The organism is Paraburkholderia caffeinilytica (genome assembly GCF_003368325.1).
Taxonomy (GTDB): Bacteria; Pseudomonadota; Gammaproteobacteria; order Burkholderiales; family Burkholderiaceae; genus Paraburkholderia; species Paraburkholderia caffeinilytica.
Map to the genome: position 1 here is coordinate 426,085 of NZ_CP031467.1, position 13,349 is coordinate 439,433.

9 protein-coding genes and 1 pseudogene are annotated in these 13,349 nt (G+C 56.0%); 4 read left to right on the top strand and 6 right to left on the bottom strand.

Annotation, left to right across the window (positions count from 1 at the left end):
• Positions 1-304: 304 nt before the first annotated feature.
• The 3 genes from DSC91_RS17855 to DSC91_RS17865 all read right to left on the bottom strand — a co-directional run bounded on the left by DSC91_RS17855 (position 305) and on the right by DSC91_RS17865 (position 3,023).
• Positions 305-1,231: an HTH-type transcriptional regulator ArgP gene (locus DSC91_RS17855; protein WP_115780190.1), complete on the bottom strand. Its 927-nt coding sequence runs from the start codon at positions 1,229-1,231 to the stop codon at positions 305-307.
• 117 nt (positions 1,232-1,348) lie between these two features.
• The gene (locus DSC91_RS38670) at positions 1,349-1,831 is read right to left on the bottom strand and encodes a LysR family transcriptional regulator (RefSeq protein WP_367652131.1); all 483 of its coding nucleotides are present in this window, start codon (positions 1,829-1,831) and stop codon (positions 1,349-1,351) included.
• A 481-nt stretch (positions 1,832-2,312) separates the two neighbouring features.
• On the bottom strand, positions 2,313-3,023 hold the full coding sequence (locus DSC91_RS17865; RefSeq protein WP_115780191.1) for an NAD(P)H-dependent oxidoreductase: 711 nt from the start codon (positions 3,021-3,023) through the stop codon (positions 2,313-2,315).
• Positions 3,024-3,290: 267 nt separating this feature from the next.
• On the opposite strand from DSC91_RS17865, the gene DSC91_RS17870 reads away from it, so the two are divergent.
• Positions 3,291-4,274, top strand: coding sequence for a GlxA family transcriptional regulator (locus DSC91_RS17870; protein ID WP_115780192.1), 984 nt, complete (start codon positions 3,291-3,293; stop codon positions 4,272-4,274).
• Between the two features lie 439 nt (positions 4,275-4,713).
• Here DSC91_RS17870 and DSC91_RS17880 read toward each other — a convergent pair.
• Positions 4,714-5,796: pseudogene (locus DSC91_RS17880) on the bottom strand (IS630 family transposase).
• Positions 5,797-6,621: 825 nt separating this feature from the next.
• Between DSC91_RS17880 and DSC91_RS17885 the strand changes: the two are divergent.
• The 3 genes from DSC91_RS17885 to DSC91_RS17895 all read left to right on the top strand — a co-directional run bounded on the left by DSC91_RS17885 (position 6,622) and on the right by DSC91_RS17895 (position 9,456).
• On the top strand, positions 6,622-7,788 hold the full coding sequence (locus tag DSC91_RS17885; protein WP_162831437.1) for an MFS transporter: 1,167 nt from the start codon (positions 6,622-6,624) through the stop codon (positions 7,786-7,788).
• Between the two features lie 145 nt (positions 7,789-7,933).
• On the top strand, positions 7,934-9,058 hold the full coding sequence (locus DSC91_RS17890) for a porin (protein ID WP_115780195.1): 1,125 nt from the start codon (positions 7,934-7,936) through the stop codon (positions 9,056-9,058).
• Between the two features lie 29 nt (positions 9,059-9,087).
• Positions 9,088-9,456 carry a BON domain-containing protein gene (locus tag DSC91_RS17895; protein ID WP_115780196.1) on the top strand — a complete coding sequence of 123 codons (369 nt, stop codon included), beginning with the start codon at positions 9,088-9,090 and terminating at the stop codon, positions 9,454-9,456.
• Here the strand turns inward: DSC91_RS17895 and DSC91_RS17900 are convergent.
• A complete protein-coding gene (locus tag DSC91_RS17900) occupies positions 9,427-10,059 on the bottom strand; it encodes a TetR/AcrR family transcriptional regulator (RefSeq protein ID WP_115780197.1) in 633 nt (210 codons plus the stop codon). The two genes, DSC91_RS17895 and DSC91_RS17900, sit on opposite strands and share 30 nt — an antisense overlap.
• A 177-nt stretch (positions 10,060-10,236) precedes the next feature.
• On the bottom strand, positions 10,237-13,338 hold the full coding sequence (locus tag DSC91_RS17905; protein ID WP_115780198.1) for an efflux RND transporter permease subunit: 3,102 nt from the start codon (positions 13,336-13,338) through the stop codon (positions 10,237-10,239).
• Positions 13,339-13,349 lie beyond the last annotated feature (11 nt).

Here is a 13,349-nt window from a genome sequence, read left to right on the forward strand (position 1 = left end):
ACAATAGTGCTGCACCGCCCGAATACACTACGCTCTCATCCAAAACCGCCGCGTCGGTGTGGCTTGTCACGATTTGATATCGCATTACTTGAATACCGAATTGCCCGTGGCCGGAACTTGGGGGACGCTAACGTGCAAGGATTCTGATTCGACGAGAACCTATCTGTTGACGACCGTCATTAAAACCGTTGATGGTCCCCGCACTTTCCCTATATCGTCACGATTTGTAGTCAAGTCGTCTGCGTCAACGCGTGAATTCTTTCGTTCCTTGAATCGTGGTGCCGATCGAGCCCCCTGTTGCGGCTCATCGATCTCCACTAGCATGATGGCGAGGTGATCCAGATGTCAGTTGATTCAGTGCCTCGCGAGCGTGATGCAATATCAACTCGCTAATCTGTCGCATGTTTGGCGGCGCCTCCTCCCAGTGATGCCAATACAGACTCACCGCGATCCTGTGTTGCGGCGCCAGCGAGATCACCTCACCTGCGTCAATCAATGACTGTATCTGCATGGATGGCACCAGTCCATATCCGACGCCAGCCCGGATTGCCATCAGCAACGCAATCGGAGACGGGAAAAAGTGTGCCGCGTATCCGTTTACGGGGAACCCAAGCACGCGTTCAAGAAAGACAGCATGCAACCCGTCTTTTCGATTAAAGAGCACTGCGGGCGCAGCGAGAATGTTGCGCAACGTGACCCCCTCAGCAAAACAAGCCTCGGCAAAATCAGGCGTCGCGACACATTCATACTCCATCTCGCCAATTGCTTCCGCCACAAACCCCGTAGGCGCGGTGCTCGCCGTTGACACACACCCCATCGCCTCGCCGCGCGTCAGCACCGACAGAGTGTAATCCTGGTCATCCACGAGCAATTCGAGTGAGCAAATGTCTTTTGCTATGGCGCACGCGACCGGCTCAAACCAGGTCGCTAGCGAATCCGCATTAACTGCGATTGCGATCCTCGCCCTCCCTCTTTCCGCTGGCTTGATCCGATGCAAGGTATCCGCTTCAAGTAGCTGTAGCGCTTGAACATGGCGCAACACTATTTCTCCCGCGGGGGTCGGCATCATGCCATCTCGAACAAGTAACGGGGTACCAAATGCCTCTTCGAGTGCAATGATCCGCTGCGACACAGCTCCCCGAGTGACGTTCAACACATGGGCGGCACGACCGAAGTGTCGAGTTTCGGCAACGACGGCAAACGTTTCGAGTTGCTGTCTGTCAAAATTCATATCGCTCGGCTATTAGAGAAAATCGCCACCTGTTGCCGCCCATCTTCTCTGTCATAAATTCATGATCAGAGATTTAGCAATCGAAGGCTCAGCTGAAAATTTATCGCACCATGCTGTCTAAATACCGGCATCGTTTAGGCTGTATTTCAGCATAACCAGCGTTGCAGAGCATGGCCAATACAAAATATTGGGACGCGCACAAGACATTCGTATCAGGTTCTTCAAGGCTTTAAGCGTCAGTAGCTGATATTTAATACAACGAAGTCCTGCATGTGTGGCGTGTCGATTGCAAACCCACGAAGCGCTGCGGTAAATCTTCGAGAGCGCTGAACGCCTCATGAACCTCCCGTCCAAGGTACAGCGCTTCCCAAAGCGCCTCCCCGAACTTGATCGGCTGCGCGCCTCAAACACGATCGTCGAAAACCAGTCCCCGACCGAGCGGCGGCTGCAGCTTATGCGCAATGCGCCTAGACACTCCTCAAGGACCGTGACTCGGCGTGAAGCCGCCCCACGCGAGATGTTCAGGGGAGCATCAGCGCATGCGAAATGTCGATATTCCACCACCTCAGCGAACGTCTCCAGCTGCAGCATGTTCAACATTGCACCCTCCCTCCAGAAACGCGCCTCAAATTGCGCGCGACTCCAAAGTCGACCTAATCGCTTGATCGGCTGCGACCACGCCTATACAGGCCCTTGGCGGCGGCAATTTCATCGAGAATAGCGCCATTAGTTGTTTCCCCCGATGTCCGCACGAGTTACGTAATTCCTGCCCTTCGTGGTCCCCCGCCAAGCTTCAGCCAGATGCCATGATCAGCCGCATATACTGGGTTTCTGCAGTCGTCGCAACTGCGAGTGATCTATTCCTCCCTCTGCGGAGTCGAATAGCCTCCACTGCGGCTAAATTCACATTCGGAAACGCAACTTTCATTCTTCATTTACTACAGAAATTTAAATTACAACGTCCTTCCTCCCCCGGGCCAAGCGGTGTAGCGGTCCAAGCTTTCTAAGCGTCATTGCGCCGTGAGAAGTCTCTCCTCAGATGTTCCGCGCCCAGTCTCAACCGCATCCACTCGGCGCTCTATTAGGTTCTGCCATTGAGGGGGCGCAAGCTTTCGTCGAAGTTGTCAAGACTTGGAAATGAAAGAGGTGGCTCCATCGCAAGAGACGATAGACGGTTTCGCCACGCAGCCAGATATTCGAGCCGCACTTCGTTCGCAACGTAAGGGACGTGCCAGGCAACGAAGGGCTCCAGCACATCGAGTCCGATATACGCGAGCGTCCCCTGCAACAGCGGTCGCAGCATTCCTTCGAGTGGCCCGTGTATACCGTCGCTTGCAAACATGCGGGCCTGCCCACCCAGAGTCAGACTCACGATTGCACGCTTCCCACGGAGACCTCCGCGATCATAGAATCGCATACCACCATATACGGGACCAGAGACGAGAATCCGATCAATCCACCCCTTCAGAATCGCCGGAGTCGAGAACCAGAACAACGGAAAATTCAGAATGAGCAGGTCACATCGCATGAGCTTTTCGAGCTCCACCTTGATGTCAGAGCGGATGGTGCCATTGGCAAAGCCATGGCGTTGTTCGAGCGCATAGACGCAGTAACCGGCATTGGCTCGTGTTCCGAAGTCATCGGCGGATGCAACGGGATTGAAGCCCATAGCGTAGAGATCCGAAACCTCAACCTCGTTTCCAGCATCTCTAAGCACATTCACGGCCGTTGTCTTGAGTGCAGCGCAGAACGACTGAGGTTCAGGATGAGCATGAACGACTAAAACTTTCATGGAAGCAAGCCTCTTGGCCGAAAAGGTTCGGTTAAGAAAGTAACGAGCGCCGTCTCGTGTGCAGAACGCTGACGGTCAACCCGGCATTCCAAAAACCACACAAAATGAGTACAACGTATGGGTCGAAATCTCGACAGCCGCGCAGCACACGCGCGGCAACTTGCGTTGTTCGTTCGACAACTAGTTGATGGTCCCGTATCGAAAGTTTCGTCGCGCGGCGAGTTCCTGTAAATTGGCGAAAATGACGATTATTTTGCGAAATCTGACATGCACCGCGCAGCCATCCTCGCGTATGACAATTGCTACGCCTTTAGTTTAGGCGGATTCGCCGACATACTTCAGGTCGCGAATTCGCACTTAAAAAAGCAAAACGGAGGAGTTGGCGACCGGTACGAGTGGCATTTCGTTTCGCAGCACGGAGGGCCGGTCAGGACCAGCAACGGTCTTGAAGTGAGCACGCAACCGATCCCGTCCCGGCAACGGTTCGACCTGGTTTTCGTCCCGAGTGCGCACTATGCGGGACAAAAGGCATTTGACAAGCTGTTGGCAAGCCAGTCAATGGCATGCGACTGGCTGATTACCCAGTGGAACGCAGGTGCGTGCATCGCGGCAAACTGCACTGGCACCTTCATTCTGGCCAAGACTGGGCTACTAGACGGGCGGACCGCGACGACAACATGGTGGCTTGCCGATCAGTTTCGCGCCAAGTTTTCTCGCGTGGATCTTAAGGTCGAACCCGTCATCACCGAGGTCGATCGCCTAATTTGCGCAGGCGCATCAGCATCCTATCTGCTGCAAACCATCCACATCGTCGAGCGTCTCTCCGGCCCAACGATCGCATCGCTATGCGCGAAGACCATGCTGGTAGACGTCAGCCAAACCAAGCAACCACCCTACCTTCCCCTCCTTGCTGAGAAAGCTCACGGTGATTCGCTGGTTCATCGTGCTCAGCACCAGTTGCAGAAGAACATGATGAAAGCGGTTCGGATATCGACGCTCGCAACCGAGCTCGGCGTAAGCGAGCGTACCCTAATCCGGCGGTTTCAGGCTGCGCTGGACCAAACACCACTTCGCTATTTGCAGAGCCTGCGGATCGAGGCGGCGCGTGGTCTGTTCGAAGCTAGCGACCTCAGTATCGAGGAGGTTGCCGTCAAGGTTGGCTACAGCGACGCGAGTTCCTTCTGCAGATTGTTCAAGGAGCGGGTCGGGCTCAGCCCGGGCGCATACCGAGGACGCTTTCGAACACCTTGACCTGCCCGCTCCACTCTGTCCAGCAGCTCGAGTCCTTCACTCCGTTGAACGGCATTCTGGCCTTGGAATCGCAAAGAGTTGAACCAGAGCGATCCCACATTAAGGCACTGCGTGAGCAGGATCTCGTTAGCAAACGAGCGTTTGAGCGCAGGGCCGTTGACAATATTAACGGCGACGCGCGAGAAGCCTGCTTCATGAATCAACTCGCCGATCACGAACGCTCGAACGAATGACAACTGGCGAGCACCTTGTGCACTTGCACTAAATTCCGCTGCGAGTATTACAAGTGTATTCACGCCCATCAAAAAGGGAAGAGCATCGCCGTGAAAACCCGTATTGCACCCATTGTCGCGAAGCATTCTCCGACCATCTACACCTGCGTCGCTTTGATTCCTTCTGGTAGTGGCACGATGCGCCTGCAGCGCTCTTCGACGCTTGTCTAGTGTTCCGTCCCAGAAATAACTTTGCATAGCCGAGCCACTTTCTGGAGAATTGAATCGGCAGTCGCGGTCCATACGAACGGCCGGCCGTGTTGGTTGTACTGCTCGATATACCGCTCGATGCGGGTAACGAGCTGGCGCACGTTCTTGAACGACCCTCGACGGATCGCCTGCTGCGTAATCAGGCCAAACCAGCGTTCAACCTGATTCAGCCAGCTTGAGTAGGTCGGAGTGAAGTGCATGTGGTAGCGGGTATGCCTGGCCAGCCACGCTCTGACCTTCGGATGCTTGTGTGTCGCGTAGTTGTCGACGATCAGATGCACATCGAGATCAGCGGGCACCGCCTGGTCCACATGCTTGAGAAACGCCAGAAATTCCTAGTGTCGGTGGCGCGGCTTACATTGCGCAATGACTTCCCCCGTTGCCGTATTGAGCGCGGCGAACAGAGTAGTGGTGCCATGCCGGACGTAATCATGCGTCACTCCCTCGAGATAACCGAGCCCCATCGGCAACATCGGCTGCGTACGCTCGAGCGCCTGGCACTGGCTCTTCTCGTCGACGCACAGCACCAGGGCATTGGTCGGCGGGCTCAGGTACAGCCCGACAATATCGCGCACCTTCTCTACGAAGTAGGGATCGTTAGACAGCTTGAAGCTTTTTGAACGATGGGGCTGTACACCGAACAACGACAGATATCGGGCCACCGAACTCTTCGAAATCCCTGTCTGCGCAGCAGCGGACCGCACGCTCCAGTGCGTTGCCCCGTCCGGCTTCTCATGCAGTATCCTCGCCAGAAGTTCCGCTACCGCTCCATCGTCATGTGTGCGAGGCCGGCCTGGACGCACCTCATCATGCAGGCCGGCAAGCCCCTGCGCGACAAACCGCTTCTTCCAGTGCGTGATCGCCGGCGGCGTCACTTCGCACTGCGTTGAAATGACCTGACTCGTATGACCGTCAGCGGCCATCAAAACAATTTTTGCCCGGCGCACCAGAGAGTGAGGCAGCGAACGCGAGCGGCTCATTGACAGCAATTGTTCTCGCTCCAGCTCAGACACGACAACCTCGATTCCTTTGCGTCCCATGATCGCCTCCTGCACACCGTGACTCGATCATAGAACAATCTGGACTTATGCAAAGTTATTTCTGGGACGGAACACTAGAGAATTCTCAACGGCCCTCACACGACGCTTACCGCGAAGCATCAACTTCACCCTTTTTCTGGATGCCGAGAATTCGAAGGTTCTGCTGCATTTCCGCAAGACGCTCGTGCCCCATGCGCTAAATAATCGGCAAACAAAAGGGTACTCAACGAGTCAACGCTTCTCAGCCCGACAAGACAACACAATCAGCGAGACATTGAAACCCGACGCCGGACAAAGCAAATTGCGCCGAACAGAGGCAGAGGGTCTATTGCGAAACCTGCTGAGAAGCTCGCTCTCGAGTGGTGACGTTCTGCTCGCGCATCCGGCGTGCGTCGTCGGGAACTGGCGAACAGTTTCATTAGGATCTGCATCTTCTCCAGGTGAAAACAACGTCCACGACGCAGAGCAAATCTTTCGCGAGTTTGGGCGCCCCATGCTCGCCCAGGCCGCAAAGGGTTGACGTGAGCAACATTACACCCGGCACCGTGCAAATGTCGACGCTCACCGTGTCGCGTCGGATGCAGTCGACAAAGCAAGTGGGTTTTTCTTGAGCAATCGAGCAGTTCCCCTGGTTGGAACTCGTGCCACGACAGAAATCATCACATAACTATGCGCGCCTTGAGCGCGCAAGGAGACAGGAGCATGCGAACTAGTTCGAATCCCATGGAGTCAACGTGTGATGTTCAGCACGTTGAGACACGTGCCATCAGCGTCGGGGCGTGGATGGTTCTGGCATCGGCATTCGTCGGATGGATGTTCGATGCAATGGATCTGCAGCTCTTCACAATGATCATGCTTCCAGCCCTGCGCGACCTCCTTGGTTCCGCCGGAAGTAACCCAGCGCAGATAGGTGGCCTGATCATAGGTGCGAAGCTGCTGAGCTGGGGCGTCGGCGGAATCATTTTCGGCGTCCTTGCCGATCGTGTGGGCCGTGCACGTGTCATGCTTGCAACGATGGTCATTTATTCGATATTCACCGCAGCCAGCGCGCTCGCACAGAATTGGCATCAACTGCTGGTATTGCAGATGATTTCGGGGCTCGGCATCGGCGGAGAGTGGGCGGCTGGGGCAGCTCTCGTTGTCGAGACATGGCCTGAAAAGCATCGTGCCAAGGCCGTTCAGGTGATGCAGGCTGCCGGGGTTGTTGGGCTTATCCTCGCTTCTGCTCTTACGATCGTCATGTCGGGTCTGGGTTGGCGCTGGATACTGGCGATGGGCGCGGCTCCAGCGGTCGTAAGTCTCGGTTTGCGCTTCGTTACGCCCGAGTCGGCTCGGTGGCAGCGTTCCCATGAAGCCGCCCTCCTCCACCGAGGACCCAAGATGGGTTCACTCTCGGAAATCTTCGGAATGCCGCTGAGGCGTCGAACCCTGGTCGGATCACTGATTGCAGCGGCGATGATGATTGGCAGTTGGGGAGGGGCAGTCCTGTTTCCGGTTCTCTTACAGGTCATGTCTCCTGGCCTCAGCGCCGTTGAACTGACCCACCAGACGGGCGTTACTTTCATGGCGATGAATGCAGGCGCCGTGCTCGGTTTCGCCTCGACGTTAGTCGTGGTATGGCTATGGCCCCGCATATCTAGGCGCGCAGTGTATGTCAGCTATTGCGCAGGCGCATGGATCGCAACGATCTTTCTGTATACCGCGGGGACTACCATCCCCATGTTTCGCGTCGCGATATTCCTGTTCGGCTACTTCGCTATCGGTGGGTTCGGCATCGTCGCCCTGTATTTGACTGAGCTCTTTCCCGTGCACTTGCGCGCGACCGGCCAAGGGTTCTCATGGAACGTAGGACGGCTCTTCACTGCCATTGGCCCGCTAACGATTTCCGCTGCGTCTGCCACATTTGGGCTCAATGCCGTTGGGATCGCGATTGCGACCGCATTCGGCATGGGCCTTTTGGCTGTCGCTTTTGGACCGGAGACGGGCCGCTAGAGGTAGCACTGAATCGGCGTAGGTTATACGCCCTTTCCGATCATCCAGCGGCGAGTTGTTGACGCGTCACTATCAATTTCGCAGAGCATCGCTGCATGGTTAGAAAACAATATAAATAAAAATCTCAAGCACATGAGGAGACGAAATGAAAGCAAAGATAACCTTCGCAGCGACGATTGCCGTGCTTACTAGCGGGGCGCATGCCGAATCGTCAGTGATGCTGTACGGCGTCATCGATTCTGGATTTCTGTATCAAACCACCTCGGCGTCTTCGTTCGCAGCGAAGGCACCCAATACAGGTTCCATCGTCCAGCTTAAGGATGGCGGCATCTACCAAAGCATTTGGGGCCTCAAGGGAAGTGAAGAAATCGGGAACGGCTATAGAGTGAACTTCAAGCTGCAGGGCGCGTTCAACAGCGGCAACGGAAAATCTGGTTTGGGCGATACGGCAGGCGAAACCGCAATTTTCAACCAGCAGTCAACTGTGGGAATATCGGGCCCGTTTGGAACATTTGACGCTGGCAGGCAATTCACGCCAATGATCTATGCGATGGCGGAGACCGATGTTCGCTCCGCCCAATACTTCGGCAGCATCCTCACCGCGTGGCTCGGAATGAATCAGGCAGCAGGGTGGCAAGGCGTGAGTACGAACGGCCCGCTCGGCGCACTATGGGACAGCAATGCGCTCGTATATCAATCGCCGAAGATCTATGGGGTCTCGCTCGCGCTCGAGTACGCACCAGGTGGAATCCCGGGACAAATTCAAGGGCGCACGCGCGAGTCGGCCGTTTTGAAGTATGCGAACTACGGCCTCAATCTGTCCGCCATCTACTACAACGGGCACGACACGAATCCCTCACCCACAACTGTCCCGGCCGGAGTGAGCAACAACCGCTTTTACTACCTTGGCGCGATGTACACATTTCGCAGTCTTTCTGTGGCCGGTTCGTACGGCGCTGGAAGGAACCCGGCCAACCCCGGTCGTGTGGATTATGAACTCGTCTCCGTCAGTGTGGGATACAGAGTCTTCCCGACCTTGAAGTTAACTTCCGGGTATTACCACCTGAAGGACAGGAACGATGGAGCTAACCGCTCAACTGAGCTTGCGATGGGTGCCGAATACAGCTTGTCCAAAGCCACCTTAGGCTATGTTCAGGTCGGTTATGTACGCAACAAGGGAACGATGAACCAGACGATTACCTACGGCGCGCCAGTCGCTCCAGGCGTCTCGACTACCGCGGCAATGATCGGCGTGCGCCACAACTTCTAATTCGAGACTACCAGCAATTGGAGAATTCAATGAATGCTGCTTATGTACTTAAACTGGTGGTCGGTGCACTAGCCGTTATTGCAAGCGTAAATGGGTGGTCTCAAACCAGCGAGCCTGGCAATCCCAGCAGATCAACCGGAATCGGACCAAACACGGTGCGAGGAACGGCTTCAGCGGCTAATCGCGCTCTACGCAAGCAGCTATACGCCGCCTTGGCAAAGCGCAGCGAGATTGACGCCGGGAGCATCAGCATTACCGCAAAAGATGGCATCGTGACAGTGAACGGCACGGTGCCCGATGCCGAGCAGTTGGACGAGGTGACGTCGATCGTGAAAAGCGTGCAGGGTGTCGTGTCAGTGGTCAACAGGCTAACCATCCAGAGACCATTGAGCCAATAACCGTCCGCCAGCCCCGAAGAAGAACGCGAGCCATTTTTCGATCACTTCATTGTCCGCAATCAGCGGATCGCAAACGCGGAAGGACTGCATGCCGTCGCACAGGCTCAGCAAGCCTAGCGCAAGGACCTCTGCCTGCAGAGGCGGCGCTATACCAACGCGCTCAAAAAAAACGAGAATATGTGCGCCGACGTAGCTGAGCTTTTCGCGGCGAAAATCGTTAATACATTGACGAAGCACCGCGTCGCATCGCGCGAGCAACCGCGCTTCCACCCAGAGCGGAAAACACTCGTGATCACGAAGAAACCCGCTGTAGTATGCAATGGCGCTTGCCGTCATCTCCTCGCGAGTACCGGCATTCTCCATGATCGACTGAAGACCGGCGCGCGCGCGCTCGTGGTCACGTCGCAGCACCTCGATCAGCAGTTCGGACTTGCCGCGAAAGTTCGAGTAGAACGCGCCGCGCGTATAGCCGGCCGCATCGGCGATGTCCTCCACGCTCGTACAGGAAAATCCCTTTTTGATGAACATCTTGTGCGCGGCGCGAAGCAGTCGCTCCTGAGTCTGATGTCGGCGTTGCTCATGTGTGAGGTGCTTTCGTTTCATGGCAGTAAGATCAGGTTCGATAGCTCCACTCGGCGACCAGACGCGCGGCGCGTACCAGCGCATCCCTGCAATTCAGCCTCGTTCGTAGCAAAGTCATCCGCGACGGTGCAGCCCTGCTGTCCTCATCGCGGTTTCTGGATTGGTACGGCCTGCCTTTCTCAAGTGGCAGCCAAGACGCTATAGAACTACGCTCTCCGCTTGATCAGGCCCAGGTTCAGATGAGAGCATATCGGTCGGGTCGGGCTGCGACTGGTGACGCGCCGCGAGCGTGAGGTAGACTGCCGGCAAGACGAATAGCGTGAAGACGGTGCCAATCGACAAACCGCTCGCAATCACTAGACCCATGTTGAACCGCGATGCCGCGCCTGCTCCTGACGACATGATGAGCGGCACTACCCCGAGGACCATCGCAGCGGTAGTCATCAGGATCGGCCTGAGTCGAATTCCTGCAGCATGAATAACGGCCTCAAGCTTCGACATGCCATCATTCTGCGCGGCATTCGCCACTTCGACGATCAGAATCCCGTGCTTGCTGATGAGCCCCATTAACGTCACGAGGCCGACCTCGGTGTAAATGTTCAGGGACGCCCCCCCAAGACCAAGGCTGATGAAAACGAGCGCTCCCGCGACAGACATGGGAATCGACACGAGAATGACCAGCGGATCGCGAAAACTCTCAAACAAGGCAGCAAGACTGAGGTAAATGATGACGAGCGCGAGAACGAAGGTGCCGACGAAGCCACTTGATTCCTGCACAAGTTGACGCAAGGGCCCGGCATAGTCGATCGAGACATCGGGCGGCAAAGTGCGTGCAGCCAGAGCCTGTAGCGATTTAAGCGCGGCGTCCTGGGAGACACCGAGCGCAGGCACCCCGGAAATCGTCGCAGAATTAACCTGCTGGAAATGGTTGATCGTTTCAGGCACGGTCTCGGTCCTTACTCGACCTATCGACGACAACGGGACCGGCACGTTATTTACCGTCGCGATCTGGAAATTCATGATCTGGTCCAGCGTCAGTCGCGAGCGCTGCTGCACCTGTGCAATGACTTTGTACGATCGCGAATCGAGACTGAAGTAGTTCGTATACCCGCCACCAAGCAAACCGCCCAAGGCTGTGCCCACTTGCGACATCGTCAGACCAATCTGTGAGGCCTTATCGCGGTCAATATCGAATACTTTTTGCGGCTGGTCGATCTTCAGGTCGCTATCGATGAAAAGAAACATCCCGCTGGCGGTCGCCTCGTTGAGGAACTTCTGAGCCTCAACGTTCAGCTTGTCGAGTGGCTGCGTAGATTTCAACACGAACTGGATCGGCAAACCCTGCGAACCAGGCAATGCCGGTAGCTGGAACGCAACGATCTTTTGCCCCGCCACCTTGTTGAACTGGTGCTGCAGGTCGCGTTGTATCTCAGTCGCGCTTCGATGGCGCTGCTCCCACGGTTTGAGTGTCACCCCGCCGATGGGCTGCGACTGGCTGTCGACCTGGAACGTCTGAGCTCCCTCGGGAACGCTTTCCATGATGTTGGCAACCTGCCGGCCATAAGCCTGCTTTTGCTGCAGTGTTGCGTTAGGGGCAGACGTGGGTTGCAGCACGACCACGCCCTGATCCTCCTCCGGCGCCAGTTCACTCTGGGCGCTGGTATAGAGGAAATAGATGCTGGCAATGACGATGCCCGTGAAAAGCAGCGTAACCGGAACCGTTTTCAAGCTACTGCGCAGCATTCGCTCGTAACCGCGTTGAACGGTATTGAACACGCGGTCGATGGCTTCAACTATCCCTGTCACCCAGCGGCCGCCCCGCTCGAGCGGCTGCAGGATTTGACCGCACATCATTGGCGATAAGGTCAAGGAGACAACCGCGGACATCGTCACGGCACCGACGAGCGTGAACGCGAACTCTGTAAACAATGCACCGGTTAGTCCGCCCTGAAAGCCGATCGGCACATAAACTGCGATCAGAACAATTGTCATGGCGATAATCGGACTCGCCAGATCGCGTGCTGCCTTGATCGCGGCGTCGCGCGGTCGCATGCCCTCTTCGAGATGACGGCTAACGCTTTCGACAACGATGATGGCGTCGTCGACCACCAGGCCGATTGCCAGCACGAGCGCAAGCAAGGTAAGAAGATTAATAGAAAATCCGAACGCAAGCATCATGCCGAAAGTGCCGACAAGCGACAACGGAATGGCAACGACCGGAATCAGCACCGAACGCGGCGACCCGAGAAACGCGAACACCACAAGTGTAACGATCAGCACCGTTTCGACCAGTGACGCCTCCACTTCGTGAATGGAGCTGTCCACAAAGACGGTCGAATCATAGATGACAGCGCTGTGCAGCCCGGCGGGCAGTGCTCTTTGGATGTCGGGCAACACGGCCTTCACGCCCTTGATCACATCGAGCAGACTCGCCGACGGCGCCATCTGGATACCAAGATAAACACCCTTCTTGCCGTTGAAAGACACACCTGATTCATAGTCTTCAGAACCGAGCGTTACGTTCGCTACATCCTTAAGCCGAACGATGCCGCCTTTGACCTGTTTCACAACAAGATCCCGAAACTGCTGCGCCGAATGCAGATCGGTCGACGCCGTCAGGTTGAACTGCACCATCTGTCCTTTAGTGGTCCCCAACCCCGCAACCACGTTATTGGAGGCGAGCGCACTGGTGACATCTGTCGCCGTCAGGCCGTAAGCCGCGAGCTTCTGCGGGTCGAGCCACGCCCGCAGCGCGAAGTACTGCGGGCCCAGCAGTTCCGCCGTCTGCACGCCTTTAACCGCTTGCAGGCGAGGTTGCACATTCCGGACAAGATAGTCAGTGATCTGGTTCGGTGTGAGCTCATCGCTTGAAAAACCGATGATCAACGCATCGAGCGACTGCCCGATAGCCACCGTAATGATGGGTTGCTGCACACCACTCGGCAACTGGTTGAGTACCGAGTTGATCTTGGCGTTGATCTCGGTAACCGCTTTGTCGGCATCGAAATTCAACAACAGGTTCGCCGTAATCGTGCTGGTGCCCGAGATGCTCTTCGAGGTCAGGTAATCGATGCCGTTCGCCTGCGCGATCGCATTTTCAAGGGGAGTTGTGACAAAGCCAGCCACGGTTTGAGGGTCCGCGCCATAATACGTCGTCGTCACTGTCACCACAGCATTCTCGGTTTTGGGATATTCGAGAATGGGCAGCGAGTTGAAAGCCTTATAGCCGATAACGAGGATCATTAGGCTTACGACGCATGCCAGCACGGGCCGCCGGATAAAAATGTCGGTAAATTTCATCGAACGTCCTG